The organism is Ottowia sp. (assembly GCF_047601385.1).
Classification (GTDB): domain Bacteria; phylum Pseudomonadota; class Gammaproteobacteria; order Burkholderiales; family Burkholderiaceae_C; genus Ottowia.
Genome location: NZ_JASGJP010000001.1, coordinates 2,633,751 through 2,651,334 on the forward strand (window position 1 = coordinate 2,633,751; position 17,584 = coordinate 2,651,334).

General features: G+C 71.0%; 16 protein-coding genes. 6 read left to right on the forward strand and 10 right to left on the reverse strand.

Features of this window, described 5'->3' with window-relative positions; genetic code table 11:
• The first annotated feature begins 73 nt into the window (after positions 1-73).
• Positions 74-1,312 (forward strand): amino acid ABC transporter substrate-binding protein, encoded by a 1,239-nt coding sequence (locus QM772_RS12880; RefSeq protein ID WP_415137074.1) that lies wholly within the window; start codon positions 74-76, stop codon positions 1,310-1,312.
• On the forward strand, positions 1,309-2,727 hold the full coding sequence (locus QM772_RS12885; protein ID WP_415137075.1) for an amidase: 1,419 nt from the start codon (positions 1,309-1,311) through the stop codon (positions 2,725-2,727). Before QM772_RS12880 ends, QM772_RS12885 begins: the two co-directional genes overlap by 4 nt.
• A 12-nt stretch (positions 2,728-2,739) precedes the next feature.
• On the opposite strand, the gene QM772_RS12890 is transcribed toward QM772_RS12885, so the two are convergent.
• Genes QM772_RS12890 through QM772_RS12905 form a run of 4 tightly spaced genes read right to left on the reverse strand, consistent with a single transcriptional unit; the run spans position 2,740 to position 6,746 of the window.
• Complete coding sequence (locus QM772_RS12890; RefSeq protein WP_415137077.1) at positions 2,740-3,642, reverse strand: LysR family transcriptional regulator; 903 nt, start codon at positions 3,640-3,642, stop codon at positions 2,740-2,742.
• Between the two features lie 45 nt (positions 3,643-3,687).
• The gene (locus QM772_RS12895; protein ID WP_415137079.1) at positions 3,688-4,473 is read right to left on the reverse strand and encodes an enoyl-CoA hydratase/isomerase family protein; all 786 of its coding nucleotides are present in this window, start codon (positions 4,471-4,473) and stop codon (positions 3,688-3,690) included.
• A 39-nt stretch (positions 4,474-4,512) separates the two neighbouring features.
• Positions 4,513-5,610: an acyl-CoA dehydrogenase family protein gene (locus QM772_RS12900; RefSeq protein ID WP_415137080.1), complete on the reverse strand. Its 1,098-nt coding sequence runs from the start codon at positions 5,608-5,610 to the stop codon at positions 4,513-4,515.
• On the reverse strand, positions 5,607-6,746 hold the full coding sequence (locus QM772_RS12905; protein WP_415137082.1) for an acyl-CoA dehydrogenase family protein: 1,140 nt from the start codon (positions 6,744-6,746) through the stop codon (positions 5,607-5,609). The genes QM772_RS12900 and QM772_RS12905 overlap by 4 nt, the downstream gene beginning before the upstream one ends.
• Positions 6,747-6,835: 89 nt before the next feature.
• Between QM772_RS12905 and QM772_RS12910 the strand changes: the two genes are divergently transcribed.
• Together QM772_RS12910 and QM772_RS12915 are read left to right on the forward strand one after the other, a co-directional pair.
• Positions 6,836-8,056, forward strand: coding sequence for a CaiB/BaiF CoA transferase family protein (locus QM772_RS12910; protein WP_415137084.1), 1,221 nt, complete (start codon positions 6,836-6,838; stop codon positions 8,054-8,056).
• Positions 8,057-8,100: 44 nt separating this feature from the next.
• Positions 8,101-8,805 carry a TetR/AcrR family transcriptional regulator gene (locus QM772_RS12915; RefSeq protein WP_415137086.1) on the forward strand — a complete coding sequence of 235 codons (705 nt, stop codon included), beginning with the start codon at positions 8,101-8,103 and terminating at the stop codon, positions 8,803-8,805.
• A 141-nt stretch (positions 8,806-8,946) separates the two neighbouring features.
• Here the strand turns inward: QM772_RS12915 and QM772_RS12920 are convergent, their stop codons facing one another.
• Both QM772_RS12920 and QM772_RS12925 read right to left on the reverse strand, forming a co-directional pair.
• On the reverse strand, positions 8,947-9,819 hold the full coding sequence (locus tag QM772_RS12920; protein ID WP_415137088.1) for a DMT family transporter: 873 nt from the start codon (positions 9,817-9,819) through the stop codon (positions 8,947-8,949).
• 63 nt (positions 9,820-9,882) lie between these two features.
• The gene (locus QM772_RS12925) at positions 9,883-10,566 is read right to left on the reverse strand and encodes a helix-turn-helix domain-containing protein (RefSeq protein ID WP_415137090.1); all 684 of its coding nucleotides are present in this window, start codon (positions 10,564-10,566) and stop codon (positions 9,883-9,885) included.
• 125 nt (positions 10,567-10,691) lie between these two features.
• Between QM772_RS12925 and QM772_RS12930 the strand changes: the two genes are divergently transcribed.
• Positions 10,692-11,576, forward strand: a complete 885-nt coding sequence (locus QM772_RS12930) for an amino acid ABC transporter substrate-binding protein (protein WP_415137092.1) — start codon at positions 10,692-10,694, stop codon at positions 11,574-11,576.
• Between the two features lie 18 nt (positions 11,577-11,594).
• Complete coding sequence (gene cls, locus QM772_RS12935) at positions 11,595-13,046, forward strand: cardiolipin synthase (protein WP_415137093.1); 1,452 nt, start codon at positions 11,595-11,597, stop codon at positions 13,044-13,046.
• A gap of 64 nt (positions 13,047-13,110) precedes the next feature.
• On the opposite strand, the gene QM772_RS12940 is transcribed toward cls, so the two are convergent.
• The 4 genes from QM772_RS12940 to QM772_RS12955 form a co-directional block, all read right to left on the reverse strand.
• Positions 13,111-14,025 carry a pirin family protein gene (locus tag QM772_RS12940; protein ID WP_415137095.1) on the reverse strand — a complete coding sequence of 305 codons (915 nt, stop codon included), beginning with the start codon at positions 14,023-14,025 and terminating at the stop codon, positions 13,111-13,113.
• Positions 14,022-14,297, reverse strand: coding sequence for a GNAT family N-acetyltransferase (locus tag QM772_RS12945; protein WP_415137097.1), 276 nt, complete (start codon positions 14,295-14,297; stop codon positions 14,022-14,024). Before QM772_RS12945 ends, QM772_RS12940 begins: the two co-directional genes overlap by 4 nt.
• A complete protein-coding gene (locus tag QM772_RS12950) occupies positions 14,294-16,093 on the reverse strand; it encodes a monovalent cation:proton antiporter-2 (CPA2) family protein (protein WP_415139588.1) in 1,800 nt (599 codons plus the stop codon). The genes QM772_RS12945 and QM772_RS12950 overlap by 4 nt, the downstream gene beginning before the upstream one ends.
• 585 nt (positions 16,094-16,678) lie before the next feature.
• Entirely contained in the window at positions 16,679-17,509 is an 831-nt protein-coding gene (locus QM772_RS12955) for an SDR family oxidoreductase (protein WP_415137099.1), read from the reverse strand.
• Positions 17,510-17,584 lie beyond the last annotated feature (75 nt).

Sequence of the window (17,584 nt, forward strand, 5' to 3'; positions counted from 1 at the left end):
ACTTTGACCACGGGTGGGCGGGGTCTAGGATGGCGGCCGTCCGTTCATCCCATCCACTGAAGGAGCCCCCGAAATGACATCCCGCCGCCGCATCCTCGGAACGATTCCGGTTCTCTGTGCCGCCCTGTCCGGCTTCGCATCCGTGCCCGCCCTGGCGCAGGCGGCCCCGCCGATCCGCATCGGGATGACGGTTTCCTCCGCCGGCGCCTTCGCATTGGCTTCGCAGTCGGGCACGCGGGGCGTGGACATCTGGGTCGACGAGGTCAATGCCCGCGGCGGCATCGACGTGGGTGGCCGCAAGCGCAAGGTCGAGCTGGTGAAGCTGGACGACCGCAGCGACAAGCAGATGGTCACCCGCGTGTACGAAAAACTGATCACCGACGACAAGGTGGACGTGCTGTTCGGGCCTTTCGGCTCCACCCTCACCGGCGCCGCCGCCACGGTGACTGAGCGCCTCGCCAAGTTCATGGTGATCTGGTCGGCGGCGAGCGACCAGATCTACCAGCAGGGTTTCAAGAACATCGTTTCGGCGACGCAGATGCCGGTGTCGGCGGTGCCCTCGATGAGCATCGAACTGGCGGCGAAGCTGGGCTTTAAGAAGATCGCCATCCCTTATTCGGACGAGCCCTTCACCGCCGGCATGGCCGAGGCGTCCAAGAAGACGGCCGAAGGCCATGGCATGCAGGTGGTGATGTTCGACCGCTATCCCAAGGGGCAGAAGGATTTCAGCACCGCCCTGCAGAAGGCCAAGGCGCTGGGCGCCGAGGTTTTCTACCCCTGTAGTTATGAATCCGACCTGATCAGCATGATCGGGCAGATGAAACAACTGAATATCTTTTTCCCATTCACCTATATACATTATGGATCGACGCCGCAATTCCTGGAAATCGGCAGGGACGCGGACTACATTTATTCGCAAACCCTTTTTCACCCCGATATCAATTGGAAGGTGAATGCCGGATATGACCGGGAGAAATTCCTCAACGCCTATGCGCGACTGAATCCCAATGCGTCCTTCGCGGCCGATTTCCAGACGGCGCAGGCCTATGGCGCCGGCGTCATCCTGGAGCAGATGATCGCCAAGGCGGGATCGACCGACGCCGCTGCCCTGAAGAAGGCGGCGCTGGAACTGTCCGGCAAGCTGACCGTGCTGCCGGGCGAGTACGCGATCGACGCCACCGGCAAGCAGCTGAAGATGGTGACCCCGACCATGCAGGTGCAGCCGGGCAAGGGCCTGGTGGCCGTCTGGCCGCCGGCGGTGGCGACGAACAAGCCCATCAGCCCCGCGCCCGGCTGGAACGAGAGAAAGTGAGCGACGCCGTTCTCATGCCTTCGCCCAGCGCCATGTCGTCGATTGCCTTTTCGAGCCTGGAGGACCTGTCCGCCGCGCTCGCCGAACGGTCCCTGTCATCCGAGGAGATCACCCGAGCCTGCCTGGAGCGCATCGCCCGGCTCGACCCGAAGGCGAGCGCTTTCGTGGACGTGTACCAGGATGCCGCTATCGCGCAGGCGCGTGCCGCGGACCTGGAGCGCGCGAGCGGACTGTGCCGCTCGCCCCTGCACGGCGTGCCGGTGGCGGTGAAGGACCTGTGCGAGCTCGAGGGCCGGGTAACGACCGGCGGCTCGGCCGCCTGGCGCGCGCGGCGCAGCGGGTCCACGGCCGCCGTCATCCGGCGGCTGCGCGAGGCGGGCATGATCGTGCTCGGCAAGACGCACACGGTGGAGTTCGCGTTCGGCGGCTGGGGCACCAATGAGCACATGGGCACTCCGCGCAACCCCTGGAGCTGGAACGGCCCGCACCGCGTGCCCGGCGGGTCGAGCAGCGGCTCGGGCGTGGCGGTCGCGGCCGGCCTGGCGCCGGTGGCCATCGGCACCGACACCGGCGGCTCGGTGCGCATCCCGTCGGCCATGACCGGGATCACGGGGCTGAAGACGACGTTCGGCCGCGTCAGCCTGGACGGCGTCATCCCGCTGTCGCGCACGCTCGACTCCGTCGGCCCGATGGCTCGCTCCGCGCGCGACGCCGCGATGGTCTATGCGCTCATCCGGCAGGATGCGCCCGTGCCGCAGGAGCGCGGGCTCGGCATTTCGGCGCGGCCGGTGCGCGCGCTGCGCATCGCCTGCATGGCGCCGTCGCAGTACCCGTGGCCGGTGGATGCCGCGACGGCGCGCGCGGTGGAGGGCGCCACGGAGGTGTTCCGATCGCTGGGTACGCAGGTCGAGACGGTCGAGTTGCCGGTTGACTTCGGTGCCCTGGCCGCGCACCTGGGCATCATTATCTCGGCCGAGGCCTACCGCGAGCACGGCGAGTACATCGGCGACCCGCTGCTGCCGTTCAGCGAACAGGCGCGCCGCCGGGTGCTGGGCGGGCGCGACGTGACCGCGGCGCGGTATCTGCTGGCGCTGGAGGCGCGCTGCCGCACCACCCAGCGCTTCCGCGCCGCGCTGGACGGCTTCGACCTGCTGCTCACGCCTACGGTGCCCTTCGGTGCGCCGCCGGCTGATGCCGTCGATGAAGACACCACGCCGATGTCCGTCTTCACCCGCCCGGTGAACTACCTCGGGGGCTGCGCGATCTCCCTGCCCTGCGGCTTCGACGCCGACGGCATGCCGCTGGGTGTCCAACTCATCGCCGCGCCGTGGCAGGAGGACCTGCTGCTGGCCGCTGGAGAAAGCTTCCAGGCCGTCACCGACTGGCATCGGCGCGTGCCGCCCGGGCTCGACTGAGGAGCAGAGTCGTCACTGCGCCGGCGCGATGGTGGCCAGCGACTGCTCGAGGATCTCGATGAACTCGCGCGACTGCACCGACAGCGGCACGTGTTTGGACGTGACCAGCCACAGGTCGGTCGTGATCGTCTCGGCCAGCGGCAGCATCGCGAACGGCGAGGTGTCGGCGCCCCAGGTGATGAACTCGTCCACGAGGGCCGGCATTCCGCTGGCCTTCACCAGGGCGTAGGCGTCCTGGCTGCGCTCGACCGAGATCGCGGGGCGGAAGGACTGGCCGCGGTGCTCGAACTCGCGCGCCACGGCCAGCCCGAAAGGCGAGTCGGTGATGTAGGAGATGTACGGCATCGCCGCGAGCTCCTTGACGCTGACGCTGCGCCGGCTCGCCAGCGGATGGTCGCGGCCGGCCAGGCACAGCATGCGGCCGCTGCACAGGCGCCAGCTTTGCAGGCCGGGGTGCTCGACCGGCAGGGCGCTGATGGCCACGTCGCATCGGCTGCCGATGATTTCGAGCGGGATGTCGGTGGACATCACCGAGCGGTAGCGGATGGTCACCTCCGGGTTCGCCTGCGCGAACCGGGCGATCGCATGCGGCACCACGTTGTCGGCCAGGCACGGGCTGGACAGCAGCCGGATCGCCCCTTTCGAAGTGGTGGCGAGTTCGGTCGCCAGTTCGTTGACCTTCAGGGCCGACTGGTAGACGCGGTCCACCTCGGCCAGCAGCCGCTGCGCTGCCGCCGTCGGGACCAGCCGACCGCCGCCGCGCATGAACAGCATCAGCCCCAGCTTCTGCTCGGTGTAGGCGAGCGAGCGGCTGACCGCCGGCTGCGACACGTGCAGCAGCTTGGCCGCGGCGCTGATGGTTCCGCCGGTCATCACTGCCCGGAAGATCTCCATCTGTCTCAGCTTGAATCGCATGGCAAACCTCGCAGCCGAGTGTTTCGAGGTCAGGCCGGCCGCTGCCTATCGCCCCGTGAAGCGCGGCGCGCGGCGCTCGGTCATGGCGCGGACGCCTTCGCGGAAGTCTTCCATCTTGAACTGGCGGTTCTGCGCGATGCTTTCGCGGGCGACCGCCTGGCGGATGGCATCGACCAGGCCCGCGCGCAGCGTGGCGCGCGTGCTTTGCACCGCATCGGGCGAGGAGACGGCGATCTCGGCCGCCAGCTCCCGGGCTGCCGTGCGCACCTGATCCTGCGGCACCAGCACGTCGGCCAGCCCGATGCGCAGCGCCTCCTCGCCGCCGATGCGGCGGCCGGTGTAGAACAGCAGCGCCGCCTGCTGCGCGCCGACCAGCCGCGGCAGCGTCACCGACAGCCCGAAGCCCGGGTGGAAGCCCAGCCGGTTGAAGTTGGCCGAGAAGCGCGCCCCGGGGCAGGTGACGCGGAAGTCGGCCATCACCGCCAGGCCCAGGCCGCCGCCGACCGCCGCGCCGTGGATGGCACCGACCACCGGTTTGGTACAGGCGAACAGGCGGATCGCCTCGAAGTACAGCGGGTTCATCGCGCGTGCGCTCGCCTGCACCGGCGCGCCGTCGTTGTTGAAGTCTGCCCCGGCGCAGAACGACTTGCCCTGCGCGCACAGCACGATCGCCCGGCAGGCCGGGTCGGCTTCCAGCGCCTCGAACGCATCGGCGATGCCCGAGATCATCGGGATGTCGAAAAAGTTGTGCGGCGGCCTTTGTATCTCGACGGTCGCGATGGCGCCGTCGATGCGGACGTCGATCTGCGGAAGGGATGGGGGTGTGGTCATGAGGGCGTGGATGCGAATTGTGACAAGGGCTCCGTGGACTCAGGCCGGGCCCAGCGGTGCCGGAAAGCTGCGGCGGGTGAGGCCGGGCCAGAAGCCCCGGCCGCCGGCGCCGATCGCGGCGCGGCCCAGCTGCTGCGCCCACCACGCGTCGCCGCCGAACTCGTCGCGCCAGGCCCAGAGCCGTCGTGTCGCGAAGTTCAGCGGGTGCTCGTAGGTGAAGCCGATCGCGCCATGCGTCTGGTGCGCGACCGCGGTGCCGCGGGTGGCCGCCTCGCCGCAGCGGGTCTTGGCGACGGCGATACTGAACTCGGCCGCGGGCGCATCGAGCCGGGCGGTTGACGGCGCGTCGGCGGCGGCCACCAGAGTCGCCACCCGCGCGGCGGACACGTCGCCCGCCATCAGCGCCAGCGGCTGCTGGATGGCCTGGTTGCGGCCGATGGGCTTGCCGAACTGGATGCGGTCGTTCGCGTAGCGCACCGATTGCTCCAGCGCCGATTCGAGGGCGCCCACCATCATCATGCTGCGCGCCAGCGCACCAAGTTGCAGCACCGGGCGCGCCAGCACGGGCAGCGGGTTGGGGGCTGTGGCCAGGATCGGGGCAGCGTCGAAGCGGACCATGTCAGCCGGCACGCGTGCAAGGTCCGTGCCCGGCGTGACCGACACGGTGGCGGTGTCGCGCAGGCCGATGAGGGCCAGATCGCCGCTGCGCAGGGACACCAGCGCGTGGCCCGCATGCCGCGCCCAGGCCACGCGCGAGGCGCAGCCCGACAGGCGCAGAGCGCCGCCGGCGCCGGAGGTCGAGATCTCGTTGCCGTGGCCCTGCTCGATCACCGCCAGCGGCCCGGCCGGGATGTCCAACCCCGCCGCGGACAGCAGCAGCGCGGCGATCATCGTTTCCGACAGCGGCAGCGGCACCTGCCAATAGCCGATCCCGCGCAGCAGGGGATAGGCGTCGAGCCAGGTCGCGCCGATGCCGCCGGCATCCTCGCCCGCCAGGGCCCGCCCGAAGCCGCTCTCCACGGCCAGGTCCCACAGCGCCTGGGGGAACACGCCCGCCTCGAAACGCTCGAGCAGCGGCTTGTCCACGTTGCCGGCGAACAGGCGCGCGGCGCTTTCTTCCATCATCAGGTCGATCATCGGAGGTCCAGTCCCTTGGCCAGGATGCCGCGCAGGATCTCGCGCGTGCCGCCGCGCAGCGAAAAGGAGGGCACGGCCAGTGTCAGGTAGTCCATGGCGTCGGCCAGCGGGGAGCCGGGCGGCACGGAGCCTCCGAAGAGGTCGTGGGCGATGTCGGGCATGGCCTGCTCGACCAGCGCGCCCTGGTCCTTCACGGCGGCGGCGGCCAGCGCCGGGTTCTCGCCGCGGGCCAGCATCGCCGAGACGCCCAGCGACATCTGCCGCAGCGTCGCGTACCGCGCGGTGACGCGGCCCAGCGCCACGGCGTGCCGCGCGTCGCCGGGGTCGGCGGCGTCGAGCATCTCCAGCAGCAGCTGCGTGCTGCTGAGGTAGCGCTCCGGGCCGCTGCGCTCGAAGGCCAGTTCGGTGACCACCTGCTTCCAGCCGTCGCCCTCGTTGCCGATCAGGTGCTCGTGCGGCACCAGCACGTCGTCGAAGGTCACTTCGTTGAACTCCCGGTCGCCGACCTGGCTGACGATGGGCCGCACCGTCAGGCCCGGCGTCTCCATGTCGACCAGGAGCTGCGACAGGCCTTCGTGCCGGTTCTCGCCGCGCTCGCCGGTGCGCACGATGGCGATCATGTAGTGCGCTTCCGCCGCGCCGGTGGTCCAGACCTTGCGGCCGTTGATCAGCCAGCCGCGCTCGGTGCGCCGCGCGTGGGTGCGCACCGAGGCCAGGTCGGAGCCCGAATCGGGCTCGCTCATGCCGATGCAGAAGAAGGCCTCGCCGCGCGCGATCTGCGGCACGATGCGCGGCGCCAGCGTGTCGGGCGCGAAGCGCATGAGCAGCGGGCCGCTCTGTCGCTCGGCGATCCAGTGCGCGGCGACGGGCGCGCCGGCGGCCAGCAGTTCCTCCAGCACGACGTAGCGCTCCAGCATGCTGCGCTCGTGGCCGCCGTAGCGGCGCGGCCAGGTCATGCCCAGCCAGCCCTTTGTCGCCAGCAGGCGGCTGAAGGCCGCGTCCCGGCCCGACCAGTTGCGCACCCGCCGCGCCGCGGTCCAGCCGGCGAGGTGCTCTTCGAGGAAAGCGCGCACCTCGGTGCGCAGCGCCTCGCATTCGGGCGGGAGTTCGCCGGGACTGATGTTCAGTGCCTGCATTCGCTGGGGTCCTTGCTCGGTCCGCGAGGGTCGCGGTGTGGCGTCCATTCTGATATAAACATGCTTGCTGATCAACAAATATATTTGGCATGACCACCGCATCTCCTATCCGCACCGGCCCGCTGGCCGGCATCCGCGTCCTCGATCTCACGGCCGTCGTGCTCGGCCCGGTCGCCACGCAGATCCTCGGCGACTGCGGCGCCGACGTCGTCAAGGTCGAACCGCTGGAGGGCGACATGATGCGCGCCAACGGCGTGTCGCGGCACCAGGACATGAGCTCGGTGTTCCTCTCGATCAACCGCAACAAGCGCTCCATCGCGCTCGACCTGAAGTCGGCGCAGGGCCGCGACGCGCTGCTGCGCCTGGCCCGCGGGGCCGACGTGCTGGTGCACAACATGCGCGTGAAGGCCGTCGAGCGCCTGGGGCTGGGCTATGCGGCGGTATCCGCGGTGAACCCGGGCATCGTCTACTGCGTCGCCACCGGCTTCGGCCAGGACGGCCCCGACGCCGACAAGCCTGCCTTCGACGACGTGATCCAGGCCGCGTGTGGCTTGGCCAGCCTCATCGGCGGCGAGCGTGGCCAGCCCACCTATGCGCCGACGCTGCTGGCTGACAAGATCGCTGGCCTGGCGACTGCGAACGCGGTGATGGCGGCGCTGGTGCACAAGGCGCGCAGCGGCGAGGGCCAGTACGTCGAGGTGCCGATGCTCGAGACGCTGGCCGCCTTCACCATGGCTGAGCACATGGGCGGGCTCACCTTCGATCCGCCGGGGGGCGAGGTCGGCTATGCGCGGTTGCTTGCCGGCGGCCGGCGGCCCATGCCCACACTGGATGGACATGTGGCGGTGCTGCCGTACAGTGCCACGCACTGGCGTGCCCTGTTCGCCGCCTTCGAGCGAGAGGACCTGGCGGCGAAGTACCAGTTGGACGACCGCAACGAGCGCAACGACCGGGTGCGCGAACTCTATGCCGACCTGGCCGGCCTGACGGCCACGCTGAGCACGGCCGCCTGCCTGCATCTCTTCAAGCGGCTGGACATTCCCTCGACGCGCCTGTACGCGATCGAGGAGCTGCCCGAGCATCCGCACCTGAAGGCCGTCGGGCTGTTCCAGCACGTGGACCATCCGACGGAAGGGCGCATCGTCAGCATCCGGCCGCAGGCCCGTTTCGAGCGCACGCCCGCAGTGCTCTCGCTGCCGGCGCCCCAGGTGGGCGAGCACGGCGACGAGGTGCTGCGCGAGGCCGGCCTGTCGCAGGATGAGATCGACGGGCTGGCGGCGGCCGGGGTCCTGCGGCGCCCGCGCGGCTGATCGCCTACAGGTTGGCGTGGCCGCGGCTGCGCTAAGCTGCGCGCATGCCCCGGCCGCCTTCCTCCCGACCTCCTGCCGCCGCGCCTGTCCGCCGCCGGACGCAGGCCGAGCGGCGGGAAGAGGCCGAGCAGAAGCTGCTGGAGGCGGCGCTGCAGATCGTGGCCCGGCGCGGCTCGGTGCGCATGACGCTGGCCGAGGTCGGCGAGGCCGCGGGTTACAGCCGGGGCCTGCCGGCGCAGCGTTTCGGCAGCAAGGCGGGCCTGCTGCGGGCGCTGGCATCGAGCATCGGCACCCGCTTCGTCACCAAGCTGATGCAGGCGCCCGCGCAGCCGGGGCTGAATGCGGTCCGTGCCCACGTCCGCGTGTACTTCAACCGCCGCGACGACGACTGGGCGACCACCCGCGCGCTGCTGGTGATGATGACCGAAGGTCTCATGGAGGCGCCGGAACTGGGCGAGATCATCGCCGGCTACAACCGCGCGCGGGCCGATGCGTTCGAACGCGACCTGCGTCACGCGATCGAGCTGGGCGAAGTCGATCCCGGCGCCGATCCGAAGGCGACCGCCGTGCTGCTGCTGGGCATGCTGCGCGGCGTGATGATGCAATGGCTGCTGGACCCGGCGATCCGCCTGGACGCGGTCCGCGACGAGATGCTGGCGATGATCGACGCCTTGAGCACGCCGCGCGCGGCCCCACGGCGTTCGAGTGGCCGGCGGGTGCGCAGGCCTGCCGGCGCGGCGCCGTCCTGATGTGTCCTGGAGCGTGCCATGCGCGCCATGGCGCTTGTGGCAGAAGCGATGAAGGCCAGCGGAATTGCTATTTCTTCGATAGCTGCCAGCGCTTTCCACATAAGCGCTGGAGGCTGATTTGATTCAAATCCCCGCTCCGCGTCAGCGCGCCCGCGTGCCCGCCACCGCCGCCCCCAGGATCAGCAGCGTGGCCAGCGCCACGTTCCACGACAGCGGCCGGCCCGTGGTCCACAGCAGCAGCAGGGTGGACAGCAGCGGCGTCAGGTAGCTCAGCACGCCGATCTGGCGCGCGTCGCCCAGCTTCAGTGCCTTGTCCCACAGAAAGAACGCGCCGCCCAGCGGCCCCAGGCCGAGCGCGGCGATCAGCAGCACGTCGCGCGCGCTCAAATCGACGCGCGGCTCCAGCAGCGCGTGGCAGACGAGCGCCAGCACGCCCGACACCAGCCCGAAGGTGCCGATGGCGGCGGTGGGAAAGTCGCGCCCCGTCAGCGCCAGCCGCTTGGTCAGCAGCGAGTAGCTCGCCCAGATGAAGGCCGCGCCCGCCGAGCAGGCGTAGCCCAGCACGGCGTTGCCCGGCGCGGGTGCCGCCGCGCCGCCGCGCCCCAGGATGGCGATGGCCGCGCCGGCGAAGCCCGCCAGCGCCGCCAGCACGTGCGCCGGCGCCAGCCGCACGCCGGGCAGCAGCAGCGGCGCCATCAGCACGATGCCCAGCGGCCACAGGTAGTTCACCAGGTTGGTCTCCACCGCCGGCGCCTGCCCGAGCGCGGTGAACAGCAGAAAGTGGTAGCCGAACAGCCCGTACACGCCCACCGCCAGCGTGGGCCAGGGCACGGCCAGGCGCCGCACATCGAACCGCACCATGGGCAGCGCGATCAGGCTGCCCGCCAGCAGGCCCAGCCCGGTCAGCAGGAACGGCGGCACGTGCCGCAGCGCGGTGCCCAGCGCGGCCAGCGAGGCCCACAGGGCGATGGTGGCCAGCGCCAGCGCGTTGGCCCGGGTGGATTGTTGGGACATGGCGGGCGGATGATAGGCGCGCGCGTCGTCGCGTTTCGACGGCGCATCGTCGCGCGCCGCCGGTCAGCGCCCGGTGCGGCGCAGCGCGGTGGTCAGCGCCGAGGGCGACCGGTAGCCGCAGCGCCGCGCCACCTCGGCCACCGCCAGGCCCTGCCCGCGCAGGCGCCGCGCCTCGTCCAGCCGCAGGCCGCGCAGCCAGTGCATCAGCGGCTGGCCCAGCTCGGCGCGGCAGCGCGCGGCCAGCTGGCTGCCGCTCAGGTGCACGCGGGCGGCCAGCTCGGCCACGCTGGTGGGGTGGTCGGCGCGGGCCAGCGCCCAGTCGCCGAGTGCTATCCAGTCGATAGCGCGCTGCGCGCGCCGGGCGTGCGCTGGCGGCTGAAAAAGCTCTTGCACCAGGGCCGGCCCCCAGAGCTGCGCGCGCGGCAGCCCGGCGGCCAGCGCCTCGGCCAGGTAGCGCGCCAGTCCGTGCGCGGCGGCGGGCGGCGCGTGCAATGGGCCCAGGCCGCGCCAGCCGGGGTGCCGGCTGTCCAGCACCAGGCAGCGCGCGCCCTGGGCGGCCTCGAAGTCGTGCCGCGCGCCGGCCGGCAACAGCAGGCCCTGGCCGGGGCCGACGAGGTGGCCGCGCCCGTCCACTTCCAGCGCCAGCGCGCCGTGCAGGCCCAGCAGCACCTGCGCGTGGTCGTGCACGTGGCTGCCGGGCGAGGCGCCGTAGGCGCGCAGCGACAGCGATGCCAGGCCGTGGTCCATGGCTCGGATGATAGGCGCCGGGGTGGGCGGTGGCACGGCGCATGCATGGTTTACGCGGTTGCCGCTCGCACCGGAAGGGGGCATCATGCGCCGCTTCAATTCCGTCAACAGAGAGGATCTCTCCCATGAAACGTGCTTATCTGATCGCCGCCGCCGCGCTGGCCTCCGCGCTGGCCGTCACCGCCCACGCCGACACGCTGGCCAAGGTGGCGGCGGACGGCAAGGTCGTGTTCGCCTACCGCGAATCCTCCGTGCCGTTCAGCTACCTGGCCGGGCCGGGCAAGCCGATCGGCTTCGCGGTGGACATCACCAGCGCCGTCCTGGCCGAGATCAAGAAGCAGACCGGCAAGACCGACCTCGAGGTGGGCTGGCAGGCCGTCACCTCGGCCAACCGCATCCCGCTGCTGGTCAACGGCACCATCGACCTGGAGTGCGGCTCCACCACCAACAACTCCGCGCGCGGCAAGGACGTGGCCTTCGCCATCAACCACTTCTACACCGGCACGCGGCTGCTGGTGAAGAAGAGCGCCGGCATCAAGGACTGGGCCGACCTGAAGGGCAAGAAGGTGGCGATCACCACCGGAACGACCAACATGCAGGTGGCGCGCCGCTACAGCGAGGAGAAGGGCCTGGGCCTGGACATCATCGCCACCAAGGACCACGCCGACGCCGCGCTGCTGGTCGAGACCGGCCGCGCCGACGCCTTCGCCATGGACGACATCCTGCTCTACGGCCTGAAGGCCAACGCCAAGGACGCGGCCGCGCTGGACGTGGTGGGCGAGGCCTTGCAGGTCGAGCCCTACGGCTGCATGCTGCGCAAGGACGACCCCAAGTTCAAGGCGCTGGTGGACGGCGTGATCACCGGCATGATGAAGTCGGGCGAGTTCACCAAGCTGTACGACAAGTGGTTCCTCAAGCCCATTCCGCCGCGCAACCAGGCCATCGGCCTGCCGATGAGCAAGGAGCTTCAGGACAACATCAGGCAGCCTTCGGACAAGCCGGCCACCTGATCCGCCGCGCGCCGCGCCTTGGCCGTCTTCTCGCTGCTGCTGCACCCGCTGCTGGTGCTGGTCTTCGGCGCGGCCGTGCTGCTGCGCGACGACTTGGCGCCGGACGTGCGCATGGCCTGGATCGTGGTCATCGTGCTGCTGCCCTACGCCGGCTGCGGGCTGTACCACCTGTTCGGCCGCGCCAACATCGGCCGCGCGGTGCTGGGCCGCTACCGCCGCGTGCGCGACCTGGTGCGCGAGCAGGTGGCCGAGGGCGGCGCGGCCGCGCGCGTGCTGGGCGCGCCGCGGGATGTGGCCGCGCTGATCGCGCCGCCGTGGCAGGGCGCGGCGCGCTACGCGGCGTCGGTCAACGGCTTTCAGCCCGTGCCCGGCAACCAGGGCGAGCTGATGGCGGGCGGCGCCGAGGCCCGCGCCCGCATGCTGGCCGACATGGACGCGGCCGAGCGCGAGATCAGCGTGCTGTACTACATCTGGCTGGACGACGGCACCGGCACCGCGGTGGCCGAGGCGCTGATGCGCGCCGCCCGCCGCGGCGTGGCCTGCCGTGCCATGGTGGACGGCCTGGGCTCGCGCGCGCTGCTGCGCGGCCCGCTGTGGCGGCGCATGCGCGAGGCCGGCGTGCAGTTGGCGGTGGCGCTGCCCATCCGGCACCCGCTCAAGGTGATGCTGACCAGCCGCATCGACCTGCGCAACCACCGCAAGATCACCCTTATCGACGGCCGCGTCACCTACGTCGGCAGCCAGAACTGCGCCGACGAAGCCTTCCTGGTGAAGGCGAAATACGCGCCCTGGGTGGACATCATGCTGCGGCTGCGGGGGCCGGTGGTGGCGCAGATGCAGCTGCTGTTCGCCACCGACTGGATGCAGGCGACAGACGAGCGGCTGGACGTGGTGGCCGAGCCGGCCGAGTCGTTGCCCAATGGCTTTGCTGCACAAGTGGTGGGCGAGGGGCCGACCGAGCGCCGCCGCGCCACGCCGCAGCTGGTGAGCACGCTGATCGCCAACGCGCGCGAGCAGGTCACCATCTCCACGCCCTACTTCGTGCCCGACGCCACCGTGCTGGAGGCGCTGTGCACCGCCGCCTGGCGCGGCGTGCGGGTGACGATGATTTTCCCGGCGCGCAACGACTCGTGGATCGTCGCCGCCGCCAGCCGCAGCACCTACCCGCGCCTGCTGGCCGCCGGGGTGCGCATCCACGAATACCGCGGCGGCCTGCTGCACGCCAAGACGCTGACCGTCGACGGCCTGGTCACCTTCATCGGCTCGACCAACCTCGACCGGCGCAGCTTCGACCTCAACTTCGAGAACAACGTGCTGTTGCAGGACGCGGCCCTCACCGCCGCCGTGATGGCGCGGCAGGCCGGCTACATCGCCCGCGCCGAGCCGGTGGCGCTGGAAGCGGTGCGCCGCTGGTCCCGCCCGCGCCGCATGTGGAACAACGCGCTGGCGACGCTGGGGCCGGTGCTATAGCTATCGATCCAATAGCTGCTGGCGCTTGCTGGGCGGGCGCTGGAGGCTGATTTGGCTTGAAACTTCAGCGCCCCGCCTGCAAGCGCACGCCTTCCAGCCCGGGCGCTTGCAGCGGCGCCGCCGGACTGCCCGCGCGCACGGTGCCGAAGCGCCCGCCCGCGTTGGGCGCGGCGTTCCAGTCGGCCAGCGCCTCGGCCAGCTCGGCCTGCGTGCGGGCGACGAAGTTCCACCACACGATCACGTCCTCGCCGAACGGCGCGCCGCCCAGCAGCAGGAGCTGCGCCTCGGCGTCGGCGCGGATGTCGAGCGCCGTGCGGCCGGGGGCCAGGTACAGCAGTTCGTCCTGCGGCAGCGGCGCGCCTTCGACCAGCGCCTGGCCGCGCAGCACCATCAGGCCGTATTCGAAGCCGGCGTCCAGCGGCACCGTGGTGCGCGCCGGGCCGCGGCTGGTCAGGTCGATGCCGACCAGCGGGCTGAAGACCTGCGTCGGCGCCGTCTGCCCCAGCGCCGTGCCCGCCAGCACCGTGGCGGTGAAGCCGCCGGCTTGCACCTGCGGCAGCACGGGGTGGTGGGCGAAGGCGGGTTCGCGCTGGCGCTCGGCGCCGGGCAGGGCGATCCACAGCTGCGCCGCGTGCATGCGGCCGCCGTCGCTCACCGAGTCTTCGGTGTGGGCGATGCCGCGCCCGGCCGTCATCAGGTTGACCTGGCCGGGGCGCACCACCTGCTCGTGGCCGAGCGAATCGCGGTGCATCACCTCGCCCTCGATCATCCAGGTGAAGGTCTGCAAGCCGATGTGCGGGTGCGCGCCCACGTGCAGCCCGTCGCCGGGGGCGAACTGCACCGGGCCGGCGTGGTCGAGGAAGCACCAGGCGCCGACCAGCCGCCGCGCGCGGTGCGGCAGCGCGCGGCGGATCGGCGTGCCTTCGCCGATGACGGAGGCGCGCGCCGGGTAGCGCTGGGGCGGTGCCGGCGTGGTCACAGCAGGCCCTGGTACTCGGGGTGGCGGTCGATGTAGGTTTTGACGAACGAGCAGTCAGGCCGCACCTTCAGCCCCTCGGCGGCCGCGTAGTCCAGCGCGTGCTTCACCAGCCGGCTGCCGATGCCGCGCCCTTCCAGCGCGGGGGGCACCACGGTGTGCAGGTAGGCGATGCCGCCGGGAAAGCGCTCGAACTCTTCGTAGGCCACGTGGCCGTCCACGGTCAGCTCGAAGCGCCGCGCGGCTTCGTTCAGGGCGATGGGGGCGTTGGTCATGCGGGGTCTCCCTGGGGTGTCGCCGCGGGGGGATCGCGCCGCGGCGGTTCGATGTAGTCGATGTTGCCCAGCACCAGCGCGCGGCCGGCGAAGTCGCCGCCGGACGTCTCCAGCGCGAAGCGCTCGGCGTCGCGCGCGCGCACCTGCTCGGCCAGCTCGCTCGCCTCGTCCTCGGTCGCGCCCAGCGCCAGCGCGGCGGCGCGGCCCATGTGCAGCGCCGACTCGAAGGTCTCGCGCACCACCGTGTCGGCGCCCAGCTTGACCAGCGCCAGCGCGTGCTGGCGGTCGAAGGCGCGCACCACCAGCCGGCTGTGCGGGCATTCGCGGCGCACGTTCTCGACGATGCGCGTGGCCGCGGCCTTGTCGTCCACGCACACCAGGATGGCCTGTGCCTGGTGCGCGCCGGCGGCGTGCAGCACGTCGGCGCGCGCGCCGTCGCCGTAGTACACCTTGAAGCCGTAGGGCTCGGCGCCGCGGATCATGTCGGTGTCGTTGTCGATGATCGACAGCCGCGCCCCCCGCGCCAGCGGCGCCTGGCTGGCGATCTGGCCGACGCGGCCGAAGCCGATCACCAGCACGTCGCCGCGCAGGTCGCTGGGCGCTTCCATGCCGTCGGTCGATGGCGCCTGCGCGCGCGCCAGGCGCCTGTGCAGCGCCAGCACCAGGGGCGTGAGGGCCATCGACAGCACGATGACGGCCGTCATGTTGGCGTTGACCTCGCCGCTGATCACCTTCAGCTTGACCGCCTCGGCATACAGCACGAAGGCGAACTCGCCGCCCTGTGCCATCAGCAGCGCGCGGTCCACCGCGTCGGCGCGGCTGCTGCCCGCCAGGCGCGCCACGCCGTAGATGCACAGCGCCTTGGCCGCCATCAGCGCCAGCACGCCGGAGAGGATCAGCGGCCAGTTGCGCGCCACCACGTGCAGGTCCAGCGACATGCCCACGCCGAGGAAGAACAGCCCCAGCAGCAGGCCGCGGAAGGGCTCGATGTCGGCCTCCAGCTGGTGGCGGAAGGTCGATTCCGACAGCAGCACGCCCGCCACGAAGGCGCCCAGCGCCATCGACAGACCGCCCATCTCCATCAGCAGCGCGGCGCCCAGCACCACCAGCAGCGCGGCGGCGGTCATCACCTCGCGCGCCTTGGCGCGCGCCAGCACGCGGAACAGCGGGTTCAGCAGCCACAGCCCGGCCGCCACCAGCGCCGCCAGCGCCAGCGCCGCGGTGCCGGCGCGCTGCCACAGCGGCGCCGCGTGCGTCGGCGCCGCCTCGGCCGGCGCCAGGAAGGCCACGAAGGCCAGCAGCGGCACGATCAGCAGGTCTTCCAGCAGCAGGATCGAGACGATGCGCTGCCCGCGCGGCGCCAGGATGTCGCCGCGCTCGGCCAGCACCTGCATCACGATGGCGGTGGAGGTCAGCACGAAGCCCGCGCCGCACACGAACGCCACCGGCCACGAAAAGCCGAACGCCATGCCCACCCCCGTCAGCAGCAGCGCGCTGGCCGCCACCTGGAGGCTGCCCAGGCCGAAGATCTGCGCGCGCAGGCTCCACAGGTGCGAGGGCTTCATCTCCAGTCCGATGACGAACAGGAACATCACCACGCCCAGCTCGGCCACGTGGACGATGGTCTGCGCGTCGGTCACCAGCCCCAGCCCGAACGGCCCGACCGCCGGCCCGCCCGCCAGGTAGCCCAGCACCGAGCCCAGCCCGATGCGCTTGAACAGCGGCACCGCCACCACGGCCGCGCCGAGCAGGGTGACGACACCGATCAGTTGACTTGCGCTTGCTTCCGTGGCCATGGCTGCTCTCTTGTGGGGTGGTCTGGTGGGCGGCAGGACGTGGATGCGGCCGCTGCGGCATGGTAAGGCGTCGGACAGCCGGTGGTCATCGGGGCGGGCGCTTGCCGTTTCATGTGAATCCAACCACTGCCAGTGTCCCGATTGAGAAGTTCGAAGGCAAAACCTCTCGATGCTGGCAAGGATGTCGTCAGCGGTCTGGGTCCAATGGAGCGGGTGGGGCTCCTGGTCGTTCATCTCGACGCAGGCGCGGATGGACATCGCCAGCGCTTGCGTGGAGCGGTGTGTGCCGCGGCGGATGCGGCGCCCGGCCAGCGTGGCAAACCAGTGCTCGACCTGATTGAGCCAGGACGCCGATGTGGGCGTGAAGCGCACATGAAAGCGAGGCCGTGCGAGCCGCCAGCGTTTGCCTTCGGCGCATGCCAGTCTGTGCGCGAATGCAGCGTTTCAGGCGGCCTGCCTCACGCGCGGCGCGCATCGAGGCAGCCGAGTGCGGCGAGCGTGGTGCGCGGCTCTTCGCCGAGCAGCGCGACGAGACGGGCGTTGATCAGCGAACCGCACGACGGCTCAGTGGCGTGTACACGTCCCTCACTCGCCACCATCGGCGGAAAGCGTCAGGGCCTTCTGCACTTCCAACTGCCGCAGACGCTCGGCCAGCGCCTGGCTGATCGAGGCGTAGGCGGTGCTTCCCAGAGCAAGGCGCAGCGGTGCAGCTTCGGCGTCGGCGGCAACGATCATGGCATCAACCGTTCTGGCCGCATCGCCCTTGATGACGAAGGCGCCCGACGCGATGGCCCGGCGCACGTCGCCGGATGGCGTGTCTTCGTAACTGGGCATGGGCGCCGCATGATCCAGGCCGGCGCCGAAGCCTGTGCCGGTCGGTCCGGGCTCGATGAGCAAAAAGTCGATGCCGAACGGCGCAACCTCCTTGGCGACGGACTCCACGAAGCCTTCGATGCCCCACTTCGTGGCGTGGTACACGCTGAAGTTCGGATAGGCGATCTGCCCGCCTTCGGACGACACCTGGACGATGCGCCCACCGCCTTGCGCACGCAGATGCGGCAGGACGGCGCGGACGACCTGGATGGACCCGACGAGATTGGTGGCGATCTGGCGCTCGATCTGCGTGTCGCTGAGCTCCTCGGCGGCGCCAAACAAGCCGTAGCCCGCGTTGCTCACCACCACGTCGATGCGGCCCATGTGCGCAAAGGCTTCCGCCACGGCGGTCCTGAGGGCCTTGGTATCGGTCACGTCGAGCGTCAGAACCTGCAACCGGTCACCGTACTGAGCCACCAGGCCGTCCAGCGCACCCGGCGTGCGAAGGGTGGCGGCCACCCGGTCGCCGCGTGCCAGCAAGCGCTCGGTGAGCAGGCGGCCGAGGCCGGTGGATGTGCCAGTGATGAACCAGGTCTTGACCATGATGTGACTCCAGGAAAGAAGAAAACAGGTGAGTGGCCTGGAGCATATGGCCGTGGCATTATTTTGATAATCACC